Source organism: Pseudomonas azotoformans (assembly GCF_001579805.1).
In the GTDB taxonomy this organism is placed as follows: domain Bacteria; phylum Pseudomonadota; class Gammaproteobacteria; order Pseudomonadales; family Pseudomonadaceae; genus Aquipseudomonas; species Aquipseudomonas azotoformans_A.
This window is the reverse complement of record NZ_CP014546.1, coordinates 539,058-564,747: the sequence shown is the minus strand read 5'-3', so window position 1 is coordinate 564,747 and position 25,690 is coordinate 539,058. Positions and strand designations below refer to the sequence as shown.

General features: G+C 51.6%; 19 protein-coding genes. 10 read left to right on the top strand and 9 right to left on the bottom strand.

Annotated features, from left to right (window positions below; translation table 11 throughout):
* Nucleotides 1-21 precede the first annotated feature (21 nt).
* The 3 genes from dndC to dndE are packed head-to-tail and all read left to right on the top strand — an operon-like array spanning nt 22 to nt 3,868.
* The gene (dndC, locus tag AYR47_RS02635; protein WP_061434214.1) at nt 22-1,512 is read left to right on the top strand and encodes a DNA phosphorothioation system sulfurtransferase DndC; all 1,491 of its coding nucleotides are present in this window, start codon (nt 22-24) and stop codon (nt 1,510-1,512) included.
* A 2-nt stretch (nt 1,513-1,514) separates the two neighbouring features.
* On the top strand, nt 1,515-3,500 hold the full coding sequence (dndD, locus tag AYR47_RS02630) for a DNA sulfur modification protein DndD (protein ID WP_061434212.1): 1,986 nt from the start codon (nt 1,515-1,517) through the stop codon (nt 3,498-3,500).
* Complete coding sequence (dndE, locus tag AYR47_RS31745; protein WP_082781463.1) at nt 3,497-3,868, top strand: DNA sulfur modification protein DndE; 372 nt, start codon at nt 3,497-3,499, stop codon at nt 3,866-3,868. The genes dndD and dndE overlap by 4 nt, the downstream gene beginning before the upstream one ends.
* A 191-nt stretch (nt 3,869-4,059) precedes the next feature.
* Here dndE and AYR47_RS02625 read toward each other — a convergent pair whose 3' ends face one another.
* Entirely contained in the window at nt 4,060-4,542 is a 483-nt protein-coding gene (locus AYR47_RS02625; RefSeq protein WP_156487774.1) for a hypothetical protein, read from the bottom strand.
* Complete coding sequence (locus AYR47_RS02620; RefSeq protein WP_082781462.1) at nt 4,539-6,362, bottom strand: ATP-binding protein; 1,824 nt, start codon at nt 6,360-6,362, stop codon at nt 4,539-4,541. Before AYR47_RS02620 ends, AYR47_RS02625 begins: the two co-directional genes overlap by 4 nt.
* 83 nt (nt 6,363-6,445) lie before the next feature.
* On the opposite strand from AYR47_RS02620, the gene AYR47_RS02615 reads away from it, so the two are divergent.
* The 5 genes from AYR47_RS02615 to AYR47_RS02590 all read left to right on the top strand — a co-directional run bounded on the left by AYR47_RS02615 (nt 6,446) and on the right by AYR47_RS02590 (nt 16,758).
* On the top strand, nt 6,446-7,063 hold the full coding sequence (locus AYR47_RS02615) for a hypothetical protein (RefSeq protein ID WP_156487773.1): 618 nt from the start codon (nt 6,446-6,448) through the stop codon (nt 7,061-7,063).
* 908 nt (nt 7,064-7,971) lie between these two features.
* Nucleotides 7,972-10,740, top strand: a complete 2,769-nt coding sequence (locus tag AYR47_RS02605) for a sacsin N-terminal ATP-binding-like domain-containing protein (protein ID WP_061434202.1) — start codon at nt 7,972-7,974, stop codon at nt 10,738-10,740.
* An 88-nt stretch (nt 10,741-10,828) separates the two neighbouring features.
* On the top strand, nt 10,829-13,393 hold the full coding sequence (locus tag AYR47_RS02600) for a protein NO VEIN domain-containing protein (protein WP_156487772.1): 2,565 nt from the start codon (nt 10,829-10,831) through the stop codon (nt 13,391-13,393).
* Nucleotides 13,394-13,895: 502 nt separating this feature from the next.
* A complete protein-coding gene (locus tag AYR47_RS02595) occupies nt 13,896-14,723 on the top strand; it encodes a restriction endonuclease (RefSeq protein ID WP_061434198.1) in 828 nt (275 codons plus the stop codon).
* Between the two features lie 217 nt (nt 14,724-14,940).
* Nucleotides 14,941-16,758, top strand: a complete 1,818-nt coding sequence (locus AYR47_RS02590; protein WP_082781461.1) for a DUF262 domain-containing protein — start codon at nt 14,941-14,943, stop codon at nt 16,756-16,758.
* Nucleotides 16,759-16,916: 158 nt separating this feature from the next.
* Here AYR47_RS02590 and mobH read toward each other — a convergent pair whose 3' ends face one another.
* On the bottom strand, nt 16,917-18,641 hold the full coding sequence (mobH, locus tag AYR47_RS02585; protein WP_061434195.1) for a MobH family relaxase: 1,725 nt from the start codon (nt 18,639-18,641) through the stop codon (nt 16,917-16,919).
* Nucleotides 18,642-18,862: 221 nt separating this feature from the next.
* Here mobH and AYR47_RS02580 point away from each other — a divergent pair, with 221 nt between their 5' ends.
* Nucleotides 18,863-19,060, top strand: a complete 198-nt coding sequence (locus tag AYR47_RS02580; RefSeq protein ID WP_061449399.1) for a DUF7740 domain-containing protein — start codon at nt 18,863-18,865, stop codon at nt 19,058-19,060.
* 131 nt (nt 19,061-19,191) lie between these two features.
* Here AYR47_RS02580 and AYR47_RS02575 read toward each other — a convergent pair whose 3' ends face one another.
* Both AYR47_RS02575 and AYR47_RS02570 read right to left on the bottom strand, forming a co-directional pair.
* On the bottom strand, nt 19,192-20,154 hold the full coding sequence (locus tag AYR47_RS02575; protein WP_061434193.1) for an ArdC family protein: 963 nt from the start codon (nt 20,152-20,154) through the stop codon (nt 19,192-19,194).
* 130 nt (nt 20,155-20,284) lie between these two features.
* Nucleotides 20,285-20,614 (bottom strand): hypothetical protein, encoded by a 330-nt coding sequence (locus AYR47_RS02570; protein ID WP_061434192.1) that lies wholly within the window; start codon nt 20,612-20,614, stop codon nt 20,285-20,287.
* A 456-nt stretch (nt 20,615-21,070) separates the two neighbouring features.
* On the opposite strand from AYR47_RS02570, the gene AYR47_RS02565 reads away from it, so the two are divergent.
* The gene (locus AYR47_RS02565) at nt 21,071-21,478 is read left to right on the top strand and encodes a DUF3742 family protein (RefSeq protein ID WP_061434190.1); all 408 of its coding nucleotides are present in this window, start codon (nt 21,071-21,073) and stop codon (nt 21,476-21,478) included.
* Here the strand turns inward: AYR47_RS02565 and AYR47_RS02560 are convergent.
* Genes AYR47_RS02560 through AYR47_RS02545 form a run of 4 tightly spaced genes read right to left on the bottom strand, consistent with a single transcriptional unit; the run spans nt 21,471 to nt 25,667 of the window.
* On the bottom strand, nt 21,471-23,009 hold the full coding sequence (locus tag AYR47_RS02560) for a conjugal transfer protein TraG N-terminal domain-containing protein (protein ID WP_061434188.1): 1,539 nt from the start codon (nt 23,007-23,009) through the stop codon (nt 21,471-21,473). The two genes, AYR47_RS02565 and AYR47_RS02560, sit on opposite strands and share 8 nt — an antisense overlap.
* A 10-nt stretch (nt 23,010-23,019) precedes the next feature.
* Nucleotides 23,020-23,328, bottom strand: coding sequence for a hypothetical protein (locus AYR47_RS02555; RefSeq protein WP_061434187.1), 309 nt, complete (start codon nt 23,326-23,328; stop codon nt 23,020-23,022).
* A 3-nt stretch (nt 23,329-23,331) separates the two neighbouring features.
* The gene (locus AYR47_RS02550; RefSeq protein ID WP_061434185.1) at nt 23,332-24,714 is read right to left on the bottom strand and encodes an integrating conjugative element protein; all 1,383 of its coding nucleotides are present in this window, start codon (nt 24,712-24,714) and stop codon (nt 23,332-23,334) included.
* Nucleotides 24,711-25,667 (bottom strand): TIGR03756 family integrating conjugative element protein, encoded by a 957-nt coding sequence (locus AYR47_RS02545; protein WP_061434183.1) that lies wholly within the window; start codon nt 25,665-25,667, stop codon nt 24,711-24,713. Before AYR47_RS02545 ends, AYR47_RS02550 begins: the two co-directional genes overlap by 4 nt.
* Nucleotides 25,668-25,690 lie beyond the last annotated feature (23 nt).

The following is a 25,690-nucleotide window of genomic DNA, read 5'->3' as shown; positions in this document are numbered from 1 at the left end:
CGTTACACACCGGAAAAAACTATGAGCACGCCTCCCGAAACTATCATCGAAGAAATTCAGACGCTCTACCGCTCCGACTCTATACCATGGATCGTTGGATACAGCGGCGGTAAGGACTCAACGGCTTCCCTGCAGCTTATTTGGAAAGCAGTTGCGGCGATGCCCGTCGAGCAGCGCACCAAGGATATACACGTCATCAGTACTGACACACTGGTAGAGAACCCAGTTATTGCCGCTTGGGTCGCATCATCACTCCAACATATGAAGGAGGCAGCGGAGCGGCAGCAGCTCCCCATTCGCCCTCACAGACTTACCCCTAGCCTTGAGCACCGCTTTTGGGTCAATCTCATAGGCAAAGGCTATCCTGCTCCGCGTAACCGCTTCCGGTGGTGCACAGATCGCTTGAAGATCAGTGCCTCTACTAAGTTTATCCAAGAGCTTTCCGAAGCCAACAACGAGGCCATTCTGGTGCTCGGTCAGCGTCGTGGAGAGAGCCAAGCGCGTGACAAAGTGATGGACAATTATAGTGGGAGCACGCGTGATCGTTTGAGTCGTAACCGAGACCCTAAGCTTTCGCGTGTTTGGGTTTATCTGCCTATCGAAACGTGGACCAGTGATGACGTCTGGATGTATGTCCTCACTCATGACAACCCTTGGGGTGTCGATAACCAGAATTTGTTTAGCATTTACAAAGGCGCCACTCCTGATGCTGAGTGCCCTGTTGTGGTCGACAAATCTACTCCAAGCTGTGGCGATAGCCGCTTTGGCTGCTACGTCTGCACCATGGTTTCGCAAGATAAATCAATGCAAGCCATGATTCAAAATGATGACCAAAAGTCATGGATGCAGCCGATTCTGGACTTTCGAAACAATTACCTAAGTGTGCAGGACTGGGGCGTTCGTGACTTCAAACGGATGAATGGTCGTGTGAAGTTGATGGGTAATGGGGAAACTGCTGAGCTCATCCACGGCCCGTATCTACAGAGCTATCGCGCTAAATTGCTTGAGGAATTATTGCGTACCCAGCGCGCAGTGCGCGATGCCAAGGTCCCTGGGCATGTTCAGATTGAATTGATATCTATCGATGAGCTAGATGCTATACGGCGTATCTGGGTTGAGGAAAAGGGGGAAATCGAAGACTTAGTTCCCGGGATATACGAGCTCGTTTTTCAGGAGGAATATCCTGGTCGCTCGATGGAGCCGGTACCCCTGGAGGCTGAAGATTTGGCCTTGCTACGTGAAGTCACTAATGAGCTCGACCCAGAGGCGGGCGACAATCTTTATCAGCTAACGCGTAATTTGTTGGCAGCGCAGTTCCAATCTATGCAGACCCAAAAGCGCTCTCGGCATTTGGATCGGTTGGACGATGTCCTTAAAGCTAACGCGTTCCGTACCGAGTTCGAAGCTTTGGATTTTGCAAAGAGTAATCGAGATGACGCTCAGGAAGAACCTAGCGCTCCCGACGAGCTAGAGCTAATTCCTCTAGTAGCAGTAGAGGCGGAAGAAAAATAAACATGGCCAAGTTAACTATTAACCAGATTTCCATTGAGAACCTTGGTCCATTTCGCGAGCGGCAAACTTTCGATCTTAGCGTGCAGGCTAAACGCCCCGTCATTTTAATCAAGGCTCTAAATGGTAGTGGCAAAACCACGCTGCTTACTGCACTGCAGGTTGGCTTATATGGTTATAAGGCCATAAACATAGCTCGCCGATCTGAATATGAGCAGCTCATTAGTGGACTGCAGCGTAATGATGCTACAGGTCCTGCGCTAATCGAGATGCAGCTTGGCATAGAAGTGGCGGATTATACCCAGATACTTACGATTCGCCGTGAATGGTCCGCTAGGGCGAAAGGGTGCAGAGAGCAATTCCGTGTATTTGCTGGTGATTTTGAAGATCGTTTACTAGCTGAAAATTGGGATGACTTCATCAACGGCATCTTGCCGGTGGAGCTTGTACACCTGTTCCTGTTCGATGGTGAAAAAATCGAGGCCTTGGCAAATCCTGAGCGGCTTCCAGAGTTGTTACGCCGTGCGACCGAGGTTTTTTTGGGGGTTGGGGGTATCGATGCTTTAGCCGGAGATCTCAAGGCGCTGGAGCGTCGCAGCGGCAAAAAGAATTCAACCCGCGCGGCCAGTGGCGATCAGCAGCAGGCAGATGAATACGAACTGCAGCTCAGAGAACTAGAGCGTCGTATCGAAATATTGTTGCAGAATCAGGGGCAAGCTAGAACCGAACTAGACGACGTACAGCGTAAGTTGGAGCGCTTCTCTGTTGAGGCGCAGCGAAGTGGCTTGCAAGCGTACCAGCAGGCTGCAGAGCTGCGCGCTCGTGTCGAATTTTGTCAGCAACAGCACCTGCAAGCGCGTGCTGCTTTTGTTGAGGTCCTAGAGGATCCGTTACTGCCGCTTGCATGGTTGGGGCCTCTCTGGATCGACTACAAACTGCAGTGGCAGAAAGATCAACATGCTCGGCACGCTCATATGCTAATTAAAGAGTTTGCCAGCCGCGACCAGCGAATTCTGGAGTTGTTAACTCATGCAGCTCCTAGAGCGCAGCCAGTGGTAGCACAATTACTCGCGGCAGATATCCAGGGGCTACGATCGACCGAGCATCATTCGCCAGTTTTCTTGCATCAGGGCGATCCTACTGAACTAGAGACGAGCTTACAGATAGCCAAGCAGCGTTTTAAGGATGTGCAGGAAGCCCTCGCAGTAACAAAACAGGCTATGGAGAAAGCACTGCAAGCAGTGGATCAGATACCAGCGTACGAGCAGCTCGGTGCTGTCTTCGAGTCCATGCAGAAACACTCTTTAGCAGTTTCGAATGCGGAGCTGAAAGTGCAGGCGCAGAGTCGCGAACTTGACGAATTGCGTGGTAAACAAGCTCATTTCGAGGTTCGTTATAACGCCGCGATGGCGCGTGCTCGTGCCGAGCTTAAGGATGGCGCTTTTCAGCTTATCACTCTGCAAGCGGCTGACCGCGCTAAGGTAGCACTAAATCTCTTCCGGGACCGTTTACTAGCTTCAAAGGCTAAATGGCTGTCGGAAATGATAACTACCGAATTCAAAAAGTTACTACGTAAGCGCAATTTAATCGCTCGAGTATTAGTCGAGCCACAAACTTATGCAGTATCCATTGAGGATGTAAATGGTTATACATTGCCGATGGAGCGTTTGTCAGCAGGTGAGCGACAAATTCTTGCGATCGCTGTGTTAAGTGCATTGATCAGAGAGCGTAAAGGACGCTTCCCGGTAGTGGTAGATACTCCGTTGGCACGCCTGGACCGAAGTCATCGTGAAGCTTTGATTCATAATTTCTTTGCTAAAATTTCTCATCAGGTTTTAGTGCTTTCTACGGATGAAGAAGTTGAGGGGAGTGTGCATACAGCACTAGAGGAGCACATGAGTCGCGAATATGAACTGTGTTTCGATGATGAAGAGCGCCGCAGCGTAGCTACTGTAAAAGCTCATCAGCTAAATTTGGGTGATATTCAATGATTGATCGTATTCGTCTGACTGCTGCTGCCAAGATACAACTATCAACTCTGAAGCGTAAGACAGGCATGGAACACTACAACTCTATTTGTCGGCATGCGCTTTGTTTATCACTCGCTGAAGCATCAGTTCCTCCAGACGAGGAATTCAGTTTTAATGGTGGGGTTGAAATAGACTGGAGAGTTTTTACGGGTGGGCATGAAAACCTCTATCTTAATCTTTTACTGTATCGTCTGCAGCAGGATGGTTGTATTGCTAACTCTGAGAGCCTCAAGAAAGTTTGCATTAGTCACTTGCATCGAGGTCTCTCTTATCTCGCAGGAAAAGATGATGAATATCTCGCTGAATCAGTTAAGAAGTTAGTCGAATAAGTCGCGATAGTAATGCAAGTCTCTTTTATAATAGGTTCTCGGCTTAGTCGACCCGGATTGCGCTTTCGCGATCCGGGACTGGGGCTAGCTATTTAGTGGTCCTTGTCATCCCAGCTTTGGTGCGCTGTTGATCAGAGAAGGTATGTCTATGCGTTCAATGACAGCTGTTCCTTGTCCAGTTGGGCTGCAATTTATTTTGTTGAACTAACAAGGTTGACATCATATTTGTTGTATTCTTCAATGATGACCTTTGTTGCGTACTTGGCGAATGATTCAACATCAAAATTTAATGTGACTCTGGCTGATCGCTTTGTTGGACGTGAAAGTAGTTTTTTGAATGAGCCAAAAGAGTTTGTATTTAACATAAATTGTTTATGTATTTCATCTTCAATTGCAAGTCGAGCAAACTTTCTTTTGCTTTCAATTTCGTCATCAATAACTTTGCAGTGTAAGCCTATGTAAATAATGTCGTCCTCGTACATGGGGAGTTCATGGTAGTCAAGCTCCTTCTTCAGCTTTTCCATAAATGAACTGTCAGTTTTTCCTAGGTGTGACCCCCATCTCGCAGTTGGCATGTTTCCAGTTTCACCAATGTAAGCGTGATCTGTCGTGAAAATTGCATAGAGGTACGATCCGCCCCTTCGCCCCCACACCGTTCCACAATGTACTATCACTCGTCACCTTGATTTTCGTAAGCCCAATCAGCTAAAAAGCTATCAATATTCCTGTGGAATCTTCTGAAGGCATTTTCTAGTTTGGTGGTATCGATATCATGCTCGTAGTTGAAAACATTGTTTTCGGCGACTCCTGCGGAAAACATCAAAGCTTCAATTGTAAGGCGCTCAGGTGTGCCGTTTTCAAAACGGCTGATGAACTCTTCGAAGAATGGGTGTGACTTATTTACAATGATAAAAGCGCCATGTAGTGAGTCGAAAAAAGTTTTCCAAAGCTGCCGCGGAGGGAAATTTTCCTCATACCTGATTTTTTTGAATAGACTGCTGTCCGTGGCGACAGGCTCGCTATCATTGGTATCGTTACTTCCTTTTTTTGACTTGATCTCTTGAAGCTTCTTCTGTGCCTCTTGATTTAATTTGTTTTGACGTTCCAGAGTCGTTCTGCTTGGAGATCCTTTAGAGAGCTCTTGCGGATCATCCTCAGTGACGTCGATGACTGTTTGGTTGAAGGACTCGCCTTCTGTGTGGCGAACCTTTAGTTTTTCCTGGCAGGCCTGTCGAATCTGTTTCGCAGTTCGGATCGCTTGCGATACCACGATTTCCAAACTACCTAAAATTTCGTCGTCAATTTCCAGGCGCTGTTTTGAGACGTCTACGTGCAATATGTCGTCGTGTTCAGTGAGGATCTCAAACCTAAACCTAAGGTTGATATCATCTTTTCCGATAAGAGGTTTACCGTTGGGCCTACCAAGGCTATCACCCCAGCGGATGAGCCTACCGTTACGGTAGATGAAGAATCCGCTGTTTTCTCTAGATATTCGATAAGCCCGAATTTTTTCTTTGCTTTCGGGACTTAAAGGAGACTTCGTATCCGCTAAGACTGCTTGTGGAAAAGCAACTGCTTGAATTCTAATTTTTGATAATGGCTCATCATTCTTGTCTTTGAAAGCGTCCCAGAGTTCATCGAGTACCAGATATGGAGTGGCGAAATCATAAGTTTTTGGGTTCCAGTCAGTATTCTTTTTGGCTTCTTCCAAAAAAAGAAGATCTTTTGGAGTCGCTTCTTCAAAGTCAGTATCTTCGTTGTTCTTGACTACTCTGAATAGAATAGATAGAGGTGGCTTTGGACGACTTAAAAAGTTACTGTAGACAACGCCTAGGCGCTCCCGTAATTTCGTTATTGTTAAGTTCGGCGATGACTGGTTTATGTTTTCGCATCCGGAGATGGTCACTACAGTGCCGGACTTCCCACTTAAAAGAATATTTGCTTGCTCGACTTCTTCATCAGTCAATTGAGTGCGTACGACAGAGATTTCGTTAATTTTTTTGATGACTTCGAGGTCAAAGGTGTATTTGTATGATAGGGATTTATTTTTTTTGCTGAATATCGAAATGCTTGTACCTAATGATAGTCCGGCCGATTTCAGGCCCATGCCATATTTTGATAGACTGTTTTCAGAATAGTTCCTGTCAGAGCCGATCTTAAATGCATTAACTATTTCGTCTTCATTCATCCCTTTGCCGTTGTCTACAATTTGGTAATATGCGACACCGTTTTTTGATTTTAATGTTTTCCCTTCATGCAAGCCGAGAGTTACTTTGATCTCCTTCGCCCCTGCAGTCACTGAGTTGTCCACTAGATCCATGATCGCGGTATAAGGTTCATAGCCGATTTTGGCTATAGCTTCGCAGAGACGGACAGCATCAAATCCCACTGAGATGTGGTCAGGTGATTTCAAAATGGTTCCCTCCACGGGTAGAAAAATTGCTGTATTCCTACTATATTTTGTTAGGGGGTGCAATATTTTTGTGGTTTTCATGAGCGGCTAGCTCTGGGATGATCGGTCATAGTACAATTCTGTTTAGGTATTTAATGGTTTTAATATTTTTTTTGGGAGGGGGTATGACTTTTGAAGAAATGAAACAAATAACCGAGATGGCGACCGATCATGACTGGTTTGATTATGTAACTCTTATTTGCTCCGTCGTGGTGCCGGCAATTGCCGCGGGGTTGAGCTATATATTTTTTAAAAGGCATGCGTCACAAGTTCTCAATGAAAAGCTCATTGAGCGAGAGGTTGAGGCTTTGTATGACGTGATGGAGTGTTTTTTTAGTTTCTCTGATGCGTTTGGCCTCTATCATTCGTTAAGCTACAAAAAATTTCGGGACGATTTGCAGCTTGTTTCTATAGTCTCTGATATTTCTGTACAGGTGAATAATGCGTCTGACACGGTTCTTTTAGAGCATAGATCTATTAAGCGAGGAATTTTTTTGCTTGAGGCACAAGGTGAGGACAATGCAGCCAAGGCATTGGATAACTACCATCAAGCTGCAATCGAAATTCGGAAACGACTATATTTTGCAGAAAAAGAGCAAAATACAGGCGAGGCTGCACGTCTCAAGAATGAGGTTGTTTTGAATTACGACGTTGATGTTAAAAATATTAAGGGGTTAAGGGTCCAGGCGTTGACAGAGCTAGCGTCTAGCAAGGTGAACCTTTCTAGTAAGTATTCTCGCTAATTCTACAGGGCGCCAGTTTGTCTGGAGTCATCTAGTTTGAATGCGCTGCGTACAATGGTAAGCTAAAATATTAGAGAGATATATGATGGGTGTGGCTTGCTGGGGCGTGAGCACGTACGTTATCTTCCTCTAGAGTGTTTCTTACATTCGTATTCAGTATTTAAGCGCTGTCTGAGTAACTAGCAATTCGGTACATCCAGGTTAGATGAGTTTTTTAAATTTTAGCTAACATCTGGATTAAAATTTGAAGAGTATGCGTCGGAGCTAATAACAATGCGCCGTCTATCGTGCTCGAATGAAATAGCAGTCTCTCAATTTTCTTGTGTGGCTAATAATCAATACTCAGAGTCTTGATAAACAGTTCGGCGTTCGGCTTTTCCGATCATGTGGCGCTTAGGTCCTGAGTAGCAGCATTGGTGATGCCATTTTCTCTGAGCCCAAATGTTAGTGGTGTCGCCGCACCAGTCCTATTTGTTGGTGCAGGGCCAATGCGCCATTGATTCAAGGTCTTGGTTTATCCTGCCGTTCGGTTGTTGTTCGTTTGTAGGCATGAAAGCCTTGCAGTTGGTTCACGCGTTGAAGTGCAAGATCGAGTTTAAATCTACTGACTTGAAACTGATCCAGATATCCACAGCGTTCGCGCAATATTGACAAGAATACTACGGCTAACCGGAGTGCTGAGATTTTCTGTGGACGGCTCATTGTCCGCACTGTTCAACCAAAGATGCTCCAAATAGGAACTCCGGCGTCTGCAAGGCTTGGGAAGAAATACGAGCGCGCGTCTTCAAATATCGTGAGCGGCCATTGTTCAGGTGCAGCGTATGCGATACTCGATGGGCTGAGAATGGAAAGTGGGTACGGTTCAATAGACCGTTGTGCGGTGCAAAAGACAAGGAGGAACGTGCTGTATGGCTTTAGGACTTGAAGTGCCCGCTGACGATCAGGAATTCTCTCCTGCGAAGTCAATCGCTAAGCTAATGCATCAACGTATCTCGAACTACCTGAATGCACGCAGCGATCCTAGCCTGTATCAGAGCGTTCGGAACATGTCACAGTTTGTCTCGGACGACTACGGTAACCGTTTTTTAGTTGAGCTTATCCAGAACGCCCATGACGCGCACGCGCCATCACGCACAGATGGTGAGATCGCCATAGTGCTGGACGCCACGGAAGGCCAAGGATGCCTTTACGTTGCGAATCGCGGCGCAGGCTTCGCCAGTAAAAACTTAAAGGCGATCACCAACATTGCTCTGAGTAGCAAACCGGTCAATGTGGGAATTGGCAATAAAGGACTCGGGTTTCGAAGTGTTTTGCAGATTTGTAGTTGGCCTGAAATCTATTCAGTTCAAGGCGAAGGTGGAAGCAGCACCTTCGATGGATTTTGCTTCCGCTTCGCAACAATCGATGACCTGCGTGCTCACGTGGATGTCCAATCGGACGAAGTCGCTCAAGAGATGGCAAGTAACCTGCCTTGCTGGCATGTACCTGTTCCCACTGAACCTGGTGTCAACGTCACGCGATTTGCCGAAGCTGGCTTTGCCACCGTTGTCCGCTTACCTCTGAAATCACCAGAGGCACTCCAAACCGTGCGAACACAGCTTGAAGTGCTGATGAGCCTTACTACACCGCTTAACCTGTTTCTGGATCGGGTCGGACGTATTTCTCTCGATTCTGGAATGGACGAGCCTTTTGTGTTGGAGCGGTCAGTGGAGGCGACTTGGACACTAGATCCTAAGGCTCATAAGGGGAACTCCCCAATTACTGTGGCTCAGCTGCGCCTCGGCAAAAGGGAGTTTGTCGCGGCTCATTGGGACATCGATGACACGCTGTTCGGTCAGGCGTTGCAAGCTAGTCTTGAGAAAAGCGAGATACCAGAGAGTTGGAGGGACTGGGATGGTACCGCTCGGATCAGTATAGCCGTCCCGCTAGGTACGCCCTTGGAGTCAGGAAGACTGTATTGCTTTCTGCCGCTCGGATCGGAAGGCAAAGCACCGTTCGCCGGGTATATCAACGCCAACTTTTACACGAAAATGGATCGTCGATCTGTCGATCTGTCGATTGGTCTAAACGATCTCTTTATGCGGTCGTCCGCCTGGTTGAGTTGCCAACTAATAGACTTTTTGGTCAGGAGTGGATGGTCCCAGGCGCCAAGTGCGGTCGTAAGTCTTTTGTGCTGGGACGAAGCGTATCAAACTGTGTTGAAGGACGGCATGGGCGACGACGGTCAAGGCATTCTCAATCGAGAGTTTCTCCCTGTACGTGGGCAAGACGACACGATTTCTTGGGCATCGCCCAAGGATACCTATTCTTGGGTAGCTCCGCGCAACGCATGCCTATCCACCAAGTCTGTTTGCGAGATCGGTGGCGGGCGGGTTTTAGTCGATTCACTTACGGTGGCTCAGAGAGCAGCACTGGATCAGTTTTATGTACGACTTAGACATGTAGACTTCAAACCGCCCGCCACTGTTGTCGCACACTGGGTCGAGACCATTGCGGTTAAAATGCATGAGCAGACCGCTACTCCGGAGTGGTGGGCCGACTTCTATGATGAAGTGTCTACAGTAATGGCGGGGCATGCTCCGAAACTTTACGGTAAGAAGTTTCTGCTCAGCGTAAGTGGCGACTTAATTAGCAGTGAACTGCCTGTGAGCAATAGTTCCGGCCGTAGTCGGAGGGCAGCGGATGTCTATTTCGCGCCGGTGCTGGCGGTCGATGCTGATGTCGACGATGACGCTAGTAAGCGATCCTTGCCCTTAGAGCAACTCCCCGCAACGTTGCGTAAAGGGTTCGCATTGTTGAGCCGGGATATACCCTGGTTGAAGGATGATGGCGGCTATCGGTCTGGTCGCTCATTCCTCATCGCCGGCAAGCTGGTCCGGGAGTACGACACCCGCGACGTACTTCGTACACTTGCTGGAGTGACTCGCTCATCCGGTCCCGACCGAGCACGTGAACAGGCGCTCGAATGGGCCTTTCGGTTATGGAGCAGTGGCCGGTCACTTTCAGACAAGGAAACGCGCTCGGCTGATTTCTTTGTGCCTACAGCTAACGGCTGGGTTGACGCCAAAACAGCAATGTTCGGCGCTGGGTGGGATGTGCCGAATGGCAGCAAGTTGCAAGCGTTGTTGCAGATCACTGCCGATGATTCTGACGACATGAAGGTTTCCATGGCGCGTCTGCTACTTGAATTCGTTGCATGGCCAATTCGTTATGGGGCTCAATCCGATTGGGTTCGGTTTCTCAAAGCCAGCGGAGTGGTTGATTGCCTGCGACCCATTGGCGGTGAGACCATCACCTCAGGACCCATTGGCTATCCCGCTGGTTTACCAGTAATCGTTACGCGCGAGTTGTCCAGATTTACCGAAGCGTTGCGCTCCCACTGGCTGGCGCAAATAACGCAGGACTGCTCCCGAATGTATTTCTCGCGCCAATACCGGGCAGAACTGCGGCCTTGGCGTATTCCTGGTCAGAGTGAATGTGAGTTTTTCCCAGCCGAAGTCCGGAGGGACTATGCCGTTCAGATTGCAATTGCTATGCAAGCGTTTGGTGAAGAACACCTTAGCTTCCGTGCCGTACGGGCGGACACCGGCGTAGTAGAGACACATCGCATATCGACGCCGCTTTACGCTTTTCTGACTGGTGCTGAGTGGTTACCGGTGATTCGGGCCGGGAGGTAAGTTACGGTTTGTTAAGCCGTCAGCTGCATGGTACTTCAACAGCGAGGAGGAACGACCTCCACGCTTCGTAGAGTTCGTGGCGCATCAAGTGGCGGCGGAGATTGACTCCCTATCGCTCGAATGGCTTCAACGTCAGGCGAAATTAGGGGTGTTCAATAATGAGCTGCACGCTGGGCGAGCATTGCTCGTACTTATCGAATCAGTGTCCGGGGGGATCTCAGATATTCGGGACGTACGACGATTCCAGGAGTGGTTTAGACATCTATGGATCAACGCGCGCAAGAAAGGTACGCCTGAGGCGGGCACTTCTGTACCGGTGTTAGCAGGCAACGAAATTCGAGTCTTCACCAGGACGAACGAAGAACACATCGTGCCTTACTTCGATGATGAGCATGATGGTGTAAAAAAGCAGCTGCTGGAGGAGGTAGAAGAGCCTATTTTCGATTTCGTGCCTGGGGACACCGCGGCTGCATGGGGTTGGGTGAACGCCAGTGTGCCGGGAAGATTTCGGCGTATTTCTGACGAGCCCGCCGAAGTCTACGTCGATGGCACCAAGTTTGATGACAGTACCCCAAGTCGCCTTCTGAGCGAAATCATTGGGCCATGGTTCGTAGAATTTCTTGTCTGTGTTGCCGAACACAAGAGCAGTGTGTTCATGCAGTCAACACAAAGAACGCTTGGGCGGATTCGACGCACGGCGCTGTCGTTGGAGGTGGTTAGCGGGCAGAGGATTCAAATCGCACATGGTAACGGATGGGTAGCCATGCCTTTGTCACTGCGTGGTTCACTTGTTCTCAATCGAGCCGCTGGACCCGTACTGATAATCCAAGTTGAGCAGGGGACTTTGACATTAGAGCATATTGCGGGAGCGTCGGCGCAGTTGGCGCTTGCTCTGGGGGCGCGCGATTTGGCGCACGGCCTTGATGCAGCTTTGTTGCGTCTCGCAGTGGCGTTGCGGGATGAGGGCCAAGAAGCACCCAATGACTCAATTTTGGCGACTGTTCTAGGTGTAGAACCGGATTTAATCCGTCAAACGCGCCTCCTGGCAAGTGGTGACCTGATCGGAATGCTCGATCTTGCGATCCCGCTTTCTGCTTGCAAAGGATCGGCGCTAACTACGGCGCGTTTGCAGGAACTTTCGACACAGAGTGAGCCCCAGGATGAGGACTTGCGCACAGTATTTGAAGCGTTGGCCCTCGAACTTGGGATGCCACTAGCGAGCCTTGAGGCGCGAATGATTCATCTAGCCGATTTGTCTGATCTGAAGGCGGAATTCTTGCTTCCGATCTGCCAACTCAATACAGCCATTTCTAGCCTTGGAAACCGTTACAAACTCGTCAGTAACGAGCATAGGCATCGTGACGTCTGGACGCGTCATTTGCGCTTGCAACAGTCTAGCGCCGTTGAGCGTCTGCGAGAGCGCGCCGCCAGAACATTCGACAGGAAAGAGACGCTGGGAGCATATGTTGCAGCGAGGGAAGGGATACTTGCCATTGCGCCACAGCCGACGTGGTTCACAACGTATGACGAGCTACCCGCAGAGGTAATGAATGCACAAATAGCTAGTTGGATTGATGGAGAGTTACCTGTTGATGCTCCGGATATGCCATTGAGCCTTACACTAAATGAATGTAGGAGCTCCAACGGAGAAAATTTACGCAGTTTTTTGATCAAGTACGCGCCGATTTTATCAGCGTGGGTTCGTGCTTTCGGATTAGTTTCGACACCTCTGGTGCGAGATGTTTGGAGCAGTCCAGACAAAGCGCGCGACAGCTGCATAGCGCACGCGCGAGACAGTGGTTGGCTGGACTTTCGCTTACTCGACGACGATCAGATCGTGCACTGGTTATCCCTGGGCGGTATCTGGCCTATGGGAAAAGTCGCTAGTACGGATTTAGCTTATTGGGGGCTGTCCGTGGATAGCATAGCCAGCAACGAAGAACGGGCGAAGAATATTCGGCTCGAACAGCAGCATCGGCGTGTGCAGGTTGAGTTTGATGGCGTGACCATGTCAGCGATCTCGGATGGGTATATCGACATCGCTGCCGCAGTCGTTGCGGCTGTGGCCCAAGCTCCAGCGCTGAATCGCGTTTCATCGAAAGAGGCGACGCTGCAAACGATGGATTTTTATAGGTCGGGCGGAACAACGGGAGGTGGCGGTGGAAACATGGGTCTGCCCAAGATACCCGAGACGCGCATGTCTGATGAGCAGAAACTCGCGGTTGGTTTAATGGGAGAACTTTGGGCCCGGGAATGGCTACGCCGCCGGCACAAACTCGAGTCAGTAGATGAAAGTATATGGGTATCCCGCTATCGCGATGCGGTACTAAACACTAGCGGCGGTTCGGACAGTTTGGGGTACGACTTCATTGTCGCTACTAGGAGCCGCACGTACTACTACGAGGTTAAAGCTAGTACTGGAAACCCGCTGAGGTTTGAGCTGGGGCCTACCGAAATCTTTGCCGCGCAACGCTACCGTGCTGACAGGGAGCATCGTTACCGGATTCTATACATTGCCAATGTAAGCGATCCTGCGCGAATGGTTCCTACACTCCTTGCCAATCCCTTCTCGATCAAGGGAGTAGGCGCGTTTCGAGCGGTTGGAAGAGGGAGTGTAATTTATGAGTTTGATCCAGTTGTTATTCCCGAATGAAGCAATGGTCGCGGTTAGCGCTGGCGTAGATCGTTGGTACTCAAACTCTTTGAACGCCACCAACTCTTCGACGATTCGACCGGTACATTCCTGCTTGGCGCTTGCCCCTTTTTGGTTCAGGTTGTTTTTACCAAACGCCATTTCATATGTCGGTGCATGGGAGCGTACCAAGCGCTTCGAGGGCCTTATGATCGAATGAAAGATCACCGGCCACTGGATATTTCCGCGACAGAGAATTTCAAGGTGCTTGCATGAGTCGCGCGCAGGTGCATGGGGTTAATTGAATAGTTTCTGAGTGATAGCGAGTGATGGCGAGTGATGCTTGGTGCTTGAGTACGCCTCGCGAGCAGGCATTGTCAACCGAGTTGGCGTCGGGATGCTCTGGACATGCTGGTGGCAAAATAGTAGCTTCGAATCGTGAGCATGGTCAGGAGCACTATTTGGCGCCCCTTAGCAAATAAATATCCTCGCACTACAGTGTGCGTATGCTTGAGTCTCGTGTATGACCATTACTGAAGCGATAAAACAAGTTATGAGCTCTCATAATTCTCCAATGAGCGCCGATGAAGCCTACCGTGCGATCATTGAAGCTAGACTCTACGAGTTCCATGCTGACAATCCAGGACAGGTAGTTAGAAGTCAAATTCGCCGCCACTGCGAGGGGCTAGACTTCCCAAGCGCTGCTCCAACTAAGCACTTTAGACTTGTGGGAGAAAGCCGCTACGAGCCATTAAATAAAATTATCCAGCAACCACCTAAGCATCGTATCACAACGTCCATTGAGAGGCAGGTGTCGGTAAAACAGCCTCACGCTTTGAGCCTTCTTGAGCTACAAAGCTTACATTCAAAATACGTATCAGAGCTGAAAAGAAAGATTTTAGGAGACCTCAAGCGCATGTCGCCAGCTGGTTTTGAGCTTTTTGCTAAGCGACTATTAGATGTGTACGGATTTCACGATACTAAAGTGACGAAGGTCTCCGGTGATGGCGGGATTGACGGGTATGGTAAGCTCAAGGTCGGTCTTGCAAATCTGAATGTTGCATTTCAGTGCAAGCGTTGGACGAGAGGAAATATTCAAAGGCCGGAAATAGATAAATTTCGAGGCGCTGCGCAGGGCGATTTCGAGCAGGGTATTTTTTTCACCACGGCATCATTTTCTGAAGGAGCTGTTGCTGCATCCATTAAGAGAGGTGCTGTTCCCATCATTCTGGTCGATGGATGTTCCATTGTTGATCTGATGATAGAAAAGGGATTTGGTGTGCAGGTGGAAACGCTGTCAATTCCTTCTTATGCGCTTGATCTGGCGCTGGGGAACGAAAATCAAATTTAGCTCTAATACTTTCGTCGGGCTGTAAACTGGATAGCCACTTTGGCTCAACCGATAAATCGGGTGGCACTCAGTTTTCTTTTTGATCTTTAGATTGTTGTGGCGGTCCTTGCTAAATCGTAAGTTGTTCTAGATGGTGTCGAGTAGTCCGCTAAGCTAGGAAGTATATTGCAAGAATTTTAGTGTTTTTTTTCATAAACTAAGGAAGGGAGTTGAAAAGGTGCAGATCAATCCAACGCATGCAGAGTTTGGTGCAATATTTGATGGTCGCTCAGTATTTGTTGTTCCGAAGTATCAGCGCGGGTATGCGTGGGGTGATGAGGCAATTACTGACTTTCTTGATGATTTAACTGCTTGTTTTGATATTCGAGAAATAGATGGTAGATCGCGAGAGCATTTTTTCGGTGGTGTGCTGAGTGTTCGACGGCAAATGCAAGGTGTGGCGAATGAGTCAAAGTTTGAGTTGGTTGATGGACAGCAGAGAGTTACTACGCTAACTTTATTGGCCGCGGCGCTTTGTGAGCACTACCAGAATTTATATAACTCTTTAAATGTCGCAGGTGATGAGTATCGTGAACGAATTGATTTGAGACGGTCGCGATTAAAAAGATGTTTTATTGAGTACTCGCAGGAGGTAAATAGGGAGATTAGACGCGTTAACGTCCTAACATTATCTAAAAATGACGAGCCTTTTTTTAGATCAATGCTAGCGAACGGAGGGTTAAGGCCGTCAAGGAATTCGCACAATAAGCTGGTCGGGGCCTTTGCGCGGCTACGACGTTATGTGACTGACTTAGTTGCGACGTCTGAGCTGGTTGAGGGTAAGTTAGATATCTTAGAGAGACTGCAAAATGTTCTACTCTCGGATTTTTCAGTTTTGCATATGGTGACTGAAAGTCGAGGAGATGCGTATAGGCTCTTTCAGGTTATTAATGACCGAGGTGTTTCCTTAACTGATGGTGACTTGCTAAGGGCTAGGGTTCTCGAACTTCTCGAAGATTTTGATGCTGAGCAAGATGAAGTGGAGAGTATGTGGGACGATATCCTTTCGGATGAGCCAAGTGTCACCTTTAATTACCTACATTGGATTTATGAATCACACGCATTTTCTAGAGCTAGAAACTCAGCTTTGGCCGACGATTTCTTTGCACATTTTTTTCCTGAAGTGGACTACGGTCGAGTCACCGCTGATCACGCCATTGAAATACTTAAAGCAATGAGAAGTATTTATAATGATGTTCTATTATGTAGGAAAATTATAGAAGGTGAGTGGTTGTTTTCGGAGCAGCGACCAGTTACACCGTGGGAAAGGGCCAGGCTTAAGACTCTTGTAGTTGATCTTGGACATACTCTTTGCGTTCCTCTGCTTTTAGCGGGAAGCAACTTGGGGCATACGGAGTTTCGGGATATAGTATTGATGCTTGAGCGGGGTTTTTTTAGATTTAAGGTGATTTGTGGTGAGCACGTAACTCCGCTTAAGAGTCTCTATTATGCGGAGTCGCGCGCGATTAGAACAGAGGGGTTAGCTTATAATTTGGATTCGCTTAGAACTAATCTTAATGCTCTCTTAAATGAGCGTGCGCCCATTAATAATTTTCGTGATGGTTTGTCCTCATTGACTTATCAGGCAAGGTCTAGTGGTAATAAACCGATTAAATATTTACTTGCAACAATTGAAAGCTATTATGAGTGGTTTGAGCAGGGGGCTACAGGAACGCCACGCTGCATAGAGGGTAATAGGATATACGATTTTATGGCGACTTCAATTGAACATATATATCCCCGGAATGCGCAAGCTGATAATAGGTGTGAAGATTTGGAGGGGTTTAAAAATGGTATTGGAAACCTTACGTTATTAGATCCGGCGCCTAATTCTGATTCAGGGAACGACCCGTACGCAGAAAAGAAAGCGATGTATGGGCGTTCCTCTCTCCATCTAAATCGTTTTGTTGCCCAGTATGATGATTGGGGTATCACTCAGCTAGATGCGTATAAAGACCGTCTGCTGAGTATGGCGTCGGCAATATTTATTGCATAGATATATAGCCCCATCAAGATTTTTATGGTGGGGTTTCTATCTCGCTTTGTGAGTTTTATTAACTATAAAAAACATACTGTGTGAAGGCGGCTATTCTCAGGAGATATGCACGTCCCTGTGATATTTTATGCAGAATACGCCGAAAAATTTTTGTGATATCAATTTCCCTCAAGTATGAGGTGAGGGTTTTCTGGGGGCAGTAATTCGAAGAAAATCTTGCAATCTTCGAGTAGGTAACCTTTGAGTTTGGCTTTTCTCCGAGGACCTTGAACTTGGCAGGTCCAGATATTCAAGCTGTTGTCTCGCTTTCTGTGGATCTTCAGTTTCTCGAACTGCCTCTGTACCCAGCGCCATTCTTCAATCTTTTGACTGGCACCCTGTGAGACACCGGGAAACTCCTGGACATAACGTTGGAAGAGACCAGGCGTCACCAGAAATACGCCGCCACATACCGTGTGGATTTTGGCCTTGCTGTCATTGATGATCAGCTTGTGATTCTGGATGCCTTCCTTGACCCAATTCAGGAAGACCTGGCCTGGGTCATCCGACAGTGGGCTTGAGACTTCGAGAACATTTTCTGACGGCGTTTCACTCGGCTCGGGTTCTCCCATTTCGAACATATCCAGCAGCGTTCCGAGGTAGTCAGCATCTTCCATCGCCATGGGATCTCGCTGCGATTGGCTTTGATGCGATCCTGCTCCGCCTGCCTTGGGCGCTGGTGGTGATACCGGAGCGTCAGTTGGGTGGTCATCGACTGCTACGCTCACTGTTCCGCTGAAAGCCGCGGGTCGGTCTTCGTTCCCCCAGATCAACGCCGGTTGAAGGCGCAGAAAGGTAAAGGTCTGCTGCCAGTCTCCCTGTGCTACTAGCGCAGTCCAGATGGCTTTGCCTTCCGGTGTGGACTCAACCAATCCATGCGATTGGAGTTCGTCGAACACCGCAATGTTGGAGGAGGGAATGCCCTCAATCGCTTGCGACAGCAGATAGGCTCGCAGCTTGTCCGTGACCGTCTTGCTCACGAGCCAGAGGGCGTCCTGGGTCAGCCAACCCGCGGCACCTGGCTGGTTGAGTTTTAGCTCGTGTTGAACCAGATGACGCAGTCCGCTGATCAAGTGATGTTGCAGCGAATGAATCGGCGCTTGCAGCGCCTTGCTCGGGTTACCACCGATGTTCTGTGCGGTGGAAACACGGTCGGCCTGCATCACCAACTCACCGAGCACGCCGGCACGTTCGTACTGGCCCGCCAGGACATACAGCAGACTGGCCCATAGTGGCGGAAATTCACTGAGCCAATCGAGGATTGGGCGGTCGAGAATTTGGGTGTAGAGCAGGCCTGCGGCGGCGCCGTGCAGGTGGTAGTCACGACCCTTGATGTAACGAAAACGGTAGGGCTGATCCAGGGGGCCCTGCCAAGGATGCCAAACACCGCCATCTTGGCGTTCGACCTGCAGGTCCACGGCGATCTTGCCGATGTCATGCAGCAGGGCCCCATAGGCGATGCCCGCAGACCAAGCGTCGGTCTGGGCGGCTTGGTCTTCGGGCGCGGCGCCCGTGGGAAGTAGATACGACTGACGCAGTTTCAAACTGCAAGCGACCAGCTCCAGGCCATGGTCGAGCATGCCACCGAGATACGCATGGTGGTGCGTCTCGCTGGCCGGGAGTTGCTGGACCTGTTCGGCGTAGCGATGGATCGGATTTAAATAGAGCTGGATGAACTGTGCGTGGGAGAGGGCGGTGTACTGCCAGATGCGATCGAGCAGCTGGCGGCGGTGCTCCACTGCTAAGAGGGTATGGGCTGACTCGATGGACAGGTAACCTTCGGCGACGTTGACGGTCGGTGGCGGAGGGGGCTTCTGCCTTTTGTGGCGAAACAGGCCGAGCATCGTGACCTCCAAGTGGCTGGGTCAGTGGCCTTTTAGCCTTTTCGGATAGGGCTCTTACCCTTGACTCCCCATTCCCTTCCAACCCTTACCCATCCTTTTGGTGCGTGTCCTTTTGTGCGGCAATCGGAATATTGATACGGCTAGACATCGTTTTGTTGGAGGGCTGGTATGGAAAAGACATGAGTCGGTACACTGCGGTGCGAATTTTCTCGGGGCTTGCCATGAATCTGACAGACGCCACGCTGGTTCTGCTGCTTGCGGCACGTATCCATGGGACAGACGAAGCCGTCAGAGCCTCGGCGAAGAGCCTGGTCAAGAAGTTGCCACGCAGTAAGCGTGATCTGATCTACAAGGTAATCGATAGCCGTAGTCCGCTCGAACTGGTGGATTTTCTGGCGCAGAACCTGGATTCGGAATGACAGGCTGCGGTTGTGCGTCTCTCTCTTGTACTTTGCGTGAGTGGTCCGCGGCCTGAAGTTTTTCTGGGCTCAGAAAAAAAGGCCCAACTCGCGTTGGGCCCTGTGATGCGATTACAGCGGTGAGGTAACGATCAAACTCCATCGTTCAAGCAGAGTGAGTCATCCAAGACCGCTCGCTTCAGTTGCTGCTTCAGATTGAGGACATATTCCGAGGCGCTACGGGCCTGGCCACTGGCCCGAAAGATCGCGCGTTTATCTGTCTTGAGTAGACTGAGCCAGGAGTCGATATAGCCCTCGTGCCGCAGCTCTCCCTGAATGCCGGCATAAGCACATAAAAAAGCAGCACCCATTTCGGCGATCAACTCCTCAAACGCGTAGCCTGGTGAGCCGAACGGACAGGCTGACGTCACGCCTTCGCGCTGCAACCGAGCGTGATGCCCGGTCCAGTGCGTCAGCTCATGCAGTGCCGTGGCGTAGTACCCGCTTTCATCGTGAAATTGTGCCTTTGTCGGCAGTTGGATGATATCTCTGATCGGGTGGTAAAAGGCTTCGTTGGCAGGCCGATGAACGATGCGTGCACCTGAACTTAACAGCAGATTTTCCGCGGCGCTGTTGGGCTGGAAGGGATCACTCTGTTCCGTCTCGAGCAGGGTGTCATCGAGCATTTCGAGCCCCTCCGTTTGCTCGATGTTGAACAGAAAATGTGTCCTAACAATGCCAAAGTGAGCGACCTTGGGTTGACCGTTTTCATCGAGTACGGGTTGGCCTGACTCGGTCTGTTCCTCGCGTTCCATCGGCTTGTAGAGGACTGCCAGGGCGCTGTGCTCACCCTTACGGATGTGCCAGCCGGCTTTTTTGGCTTGATTGAAGGTCAGCCACCGATCTTGAGTGAACCCCTGCAACCTGGCCTCGGCCCAGAGCAACGGTAAATTGATGCCCGAGTAGGGACGACGCGTGATGGCATTGATGGGGAAGGGTTGATGATGACTGACGTCAACTGAGCCACTTGAGGACCAGGGTTTGATCCAGGGGGTAACGCCTTGGTCCAAAGCTTTAACGATCTTGTCTGTCACGTCTTGGTAGATATCGCGCATGGCAATTTCCTCGAGAGAAAGCGGAGGAACGCCGCGCCCGTCGGGGAGGGTTCCCCGGTTGGGTGATGTGCTGGATCGATGCAGGTCTTGCATGGCGTCCGAATGTGGAGGTGGGCACTGTCAATTGCGCTTAGCGCTGGTGTTCTCCTGCAAGCGCTATCAGCAAGGCGCTAGGCTGATCTGGTTCTTGGAGCAGGCTCAGGCTCAATTGCAGCAACGGGCCGTGGTCTAAGTAATCGGTTGGTTCAATGTGGATTACCTCGAACAGCACGTAAGGCTTGTGTGGATAGGCCAGGTGGGCTTCGAAGGCTGCGCGCAATACGTGGCTCAACCGATCGACCTGCAGCTTCTCAGCGTGATCGGATTGCTTGAGCAGGACTGCGCGTTGCCACGCGCCAGGGGTGAACACGATGGGCAACCGAAGGCTGTTCAGTGTTTCCGGTGTAAGTGAGTCGGGCATGGTATGTCTCCGTTGAAAGCGCGAAGAAACCTGTCCCGTGCCGGAAAAGATTTCCCCGCAGTGGGTTGAAGAAAATCAAGAAGATTTTCCTGACGAGCAGAGCTCGAAAGGCGCTCAAGAGAGCAGTAGGCGTTCATCACCGTAGAAACGGTCACCGTGCGAGCTACCGAACGCTAATCGCACTTGGGGAGAGCCATCATCGAAGTGACGTAGCCTTTAAGGTTCTGGCTACCTGGGCGGGGTGCTGTCGATAACAGCGATCCGTACCTTGTATTTAGCCGGACGATTTGTATGGGTCAACGACTGTAGAGACGCTGTTTCACGGGGCTTGTCTTCTGTCTTCCAGTGAAGATTTTTCGGCTGGGCAAACTGATAAGCGGTCAGGCACGGACCGTTTTCAGTAGTAGGCTGTTACTCCTGTCTCAACCATGAAAACGCTCAGTAGAGGGCGAGACCATGCCGACTCAAAACCCTGTTCAGAATTCACGTGCCCACCGCTGGGCATATACCTGTGGCATGTCGATAAAGCGCGGGTATCGCAATTTGAAAGCGTTTGAGTCCCGTGTGGCTGAGCGTGCGGTGACGGCAGGATTGCCCGCGGGTAAATTACTTGTTCGCGGGAGCTTTCTGATTGCCAAACTGGCAATGATCGGAGGGCTGCTCTTTATCTGTTTCTGGCTGGTCGCTTCTGTTGTGGTGGTGATCGCTGTGATTGCCCTTCTGCAGTCCAAGGCTGTCATCGACACGGATTTTGAAGAGGGCAATCCAGGTCCTGACTACCTTGGGGCTAACTCCTATCTTGGCAACTACGATGACAATGGCCATTACATAGGTCATTTCAAATCATCTGATAACGTCAGGTAAGCTTCTTCGTAGCACCCATCAACTGATCCGTTCCTTTGCCCGCTGCACCATGCGCGGCTTTGCTTGCACCACCTAGCATCCCCTCAAGGCTGTTGCCGATTGAGTAGCCAGCCCAGCTCATGGCGACCAAAAACAGTCCAGGCAGCACCAAGAACATCGCCCCCATCACATACTCGATCACCTGCGCGGTGACAGTCCCATCCATAAACCCGGATGTGGGCAGCGATAACAGCACTTGATTGGAAGCCGAAACTTGGTTGTACAAAGTGTCGAGCATGCTGGAGTCGACCCAGCGGGCTAACTCCCACCAGAAACTCAGCATGTGCAACGTGAACAGTGCGAACGTCACCGTCATAACGGTCTTCAACTGGTAGGTACTGACCAACAGAATCAGCGGCAGGCTGACGATGACGCCCATGATCAGGAAGGCCTGCACCATGGGCAGGGCAGCGCGTACCGCATTCATCGCCGGGAAGTTGCTGAAGGAGCCGAGGGCCAACCCGGTATTGGTGGCCAGGTTATTGAGCCCCTGATTGATCGAGCCGCCTCGAGCACTGGAGCCATAGTCCTGGTACACCTGTCCGGGCGACATGGACATCGATTGCTGGCGCGGGCTGACCAACTCACGCAGGGTGGCATCCTCGATCTCGTTGTTCGAACGGCTAGTCAACCAACCTTTCAGTTGTGTCAGCAGCGAGGGATCGACCTGCTGGATCAAGCGGTCGCGCAACCCAACACCGCTATCACTCCACCACTGCTTGCAGGTGGGGTAGCCCGCGCCGTTCTCTAGCTGCGGCAAGGAGACATCACGGCTTTCGTCATACGGCCAGCTGACTCGCGGTGTGCGTGAACGATCCGTGTCGTAGTAGCCGGGCGTGTCGAGAAAATAGCTTGAACCAATCCACGCTGCGTCGTGACTTTGTGCCTTGTCCAACTGCGGGCGGTTGGTGAACAGCCGAGAACGGGAATAGCCATAGCAGTCGCGGGTGAAGTCGGCGACTTCCTGCAGCAGTACCTGGCTATCGATGCGCGAACTGTCGATCTCCATGCGCATTTTCCGGATATCCGGTGCGCAAGGAATGGAGGCGGTGGCCGCCGCGGTCACACCTTTGCTCAAGGCATGCACCAGAAACCACCAGATCGGCACGTTGGCGGAGCGTTCGCCGATAGTATTGAAGGTCGTCCCCCAGGCGGTTTCCGTCGGTTGGGCCACACTCACGCCGCAGCGCTGGCTCGCCACATCATCGAACGTCATTGATGAGAGGCTCAACGGAAAGACCGGTGCGCAGCCGAACAAGACGACGATGTAGGCCAGCCAGAGCCGGTTCTCGATTCGAGGCACTGAGAGCAGTCCCTTGTTACCTTCATCCGCGCCTTGCTGACGGGCCGACAACCATTCTTGCAAAATGATTGCGCCAAAGGGGGCGGCGAACAATCCAGTGTCGGACAGGACGCTCCAGAGGCCGTTGTTGATGATCCAGGCCAGCAGGGAGAGGTAAAACTCCAGGTAGCTGTTGGTGCTCATGAGCATGACGGTGACCTCACAGTCGGGTGAGTTCGACGCAGGTAAAAAGCACGAGCCCTAATGCCCCGATGCGCCACACGCGCAGCCGATCCTGTGGTCGATGTCGGTAGCGCCGAAGCAGATCCCACCAGAGCGCAAAGAGGGCGCCGTAGAGCAGGGCACGCCACCACCGCAGATAAGGTCGTACGGATTCGATTGCCTGTTGCCATGCCTCGAAACTACCCAGCGCAGTACGGCCGATCCAGGCGACCAGTGCGGCGGTCAGGACCATCACCGCGGCAATCCCCAGACCTGAAAGCAGAGTGAATAGCGGTGAGCGTTTCATGGCTTACTTGCGTTTGGCGTCAGCATCATTGAGTCGGCCGGGCTCCGGGTCGCCTTGCTCAACGGTCCGCGAAGCATCAGCGCCACCGGCATGGCGGTCGAGCACCAGGCTGGCGGTGTTGGTGGCCAGCATCTGCCGGACCTGCAGTTCGGTCTGCAGCAGGCGTATTTCGCGCTCCAGAGCGTCGATGTTTTTCGTCAAGGCGGTTTGGGCCGGCTCGGCGGAGGCGATGTTCGGTTCGTGACTGCCTGCCAGCAGCGTGCGCAGTAGCAGCAGTGCCTTGTCGAGTACACTGGACAGGGCCGTCTCGCTGGCCAGGCGTCGCGCGAGCAGATCCTGGTCAGGATCGTCGCGTAGGGCTTCGATCACGCCACGGGTCACCGGCAGCATTGGGCTTGAGGCTTTGGCCAGATTGTCAGGGGTAGGCGACAGTGAACCGGACAACAGCCCTTGCAGGGCCTTGAGACGTTCGCTGTAGGCCTCCTGGATCAGCGGCGTCAATCCGCTGCCCGCGGTTGCACGCAGGGTTTCGCAGCTGTCGCAGGTCGAGACTTCGCTCTCGCCCAACACGCGAACGGCCCATTCGGACTCCTCTTGCGGCGAGGCCCAAGTCTGGCAGATAGCCCCACCCAGGCAGTCGTTGCTACTGATCGACGCACCGTCATCCACCGACCGATTATGCAGCAGGTTGTAGCCCGCGCGCACTACGTCGGCGGTCACCCGAATGGGCGTCTGCCCATCACCACCAGCCTTCGAACCGCCGACCCAGGACACCCCATTGTTGCCGTTATGGGTCTCGGTGTTTTTCACCGCAGCCACCGCATCACCGCCGGCTTGCGCCAGATTGCCCTGCATCTCCTGATTTTTGGCCAGCGCGCCCCAGCCGGCTTGCCCGACCTTGTCCGCCATCTTCTCGGCCATGGCTTGGCAGGTCAGTTTGGAACGATCGAAGTCGATACGCCCCTGCATCACCCCGTTGCTCAACAATTCATAGAGGCCGGGGTTGGCGCGCTGGATGATCAACGCCGGCAGCGACATCACCGCCTGGGTCGCGTTCTGCACGATGCTGCCCATGATCTGCTGGAAACCTTCGGTGACGCCGTTCAGTTGGTTTTGCAGGGTGTTGGTGAGGCTCATGTTTCCGCACATCATGTTCGCTCGCCATGACCCGCCGACACCGAGACCACTGGGTCGGTAGAGCGAACTCGGAGAGCCGACTGCCGAGCCGCCACCAATGGTGTACATCACTCGGTCGTCGAGTACTTCGCCTTGAGTGCCCAGGCGGTAATCGCCCTCGGCGGCATGGGCATGAGCGGCCACGGCGAGCAGTCCGTAGAACACCAGACTCATCGTGCCCAACCAAGGTCGCGCGCGAAGCCGGCTCATGAAGCACCGCCTTCGAAGTCGATGCTGAACAGGAAGGTCTGTCCCTCACGCTTGCAGCAGCTATAGGGACGCCACAGCGACCAGGCGTATCCTCCATCCGCGCTCTGTACCGGATCGCTGGGGAAGACGGCGCACGTAGGCTGAACCTGGGGGGAGAGCAATTGCCATTTGTGAGTCGAAGCGTCGTTCTCAATGATCGGGCCAGGCGGCCAGTAGCCGTCGCGTTTGGCGGGCGTGAGGGGTAAGTACACATGCGGCTGCCAGTTGCGGGTCATCACATCGCCGGCCCGTTGCGCCATGACGGCGGCCGCCTTGAAATCGTCGGGCTGGACCAGAAAGCCCTGCCGGGGATAGACGCTGCCCCACATGTTTCCTGAGGCCTGACGACCAATTTCACGGATCCCCGGCATGAGCGATTCGGGGTAGACACTTTCCGGGATGCCCTGGCGCCAGGCCAGCGAGTCCAAGATGCTCAGATAGTAGGGCATGAGTGCGGTAGCGGCACTGGTGCAGGCGTAGCCGGAATGCGAAGCCAGTTGCGTGGCGGCCCAGCCACCGGGGTGGCCGATACCGTCGACGTTCTTGAAGCGGGGCAGGTTGTCGCGGTGGGTGTTCGGGGTGATCAGGTTGCCGCCACCTTCCGCACCGCTGATGGGAGCGGAGAGGGCAGCCATCTCGGTCCAGGGGTTATTGCCGGTGGTGGCGTAGCTCGAGACCACCAGCTCAGGAATGAAATGACGAACCTTGGTCGAGGTTTTGACTGTGCAGCCGAAGGGCGTGCAGAGGAGCCAGAAACAAATGCCGACGACCCTGTAGTCGAGACAGTTTGGCGAAAGCACGGAGGAGGTGATGCTGCCGGTATCCAGCGCCATGCTTGGGCCGCACGCCAGCAGGATGCTCAGCGCCAAGGGCCGTAGCTTTGGGGGCGTGATTAACGAGCAGGCAACAGGCATGATCCAGGCTCAATAAGGTAAAA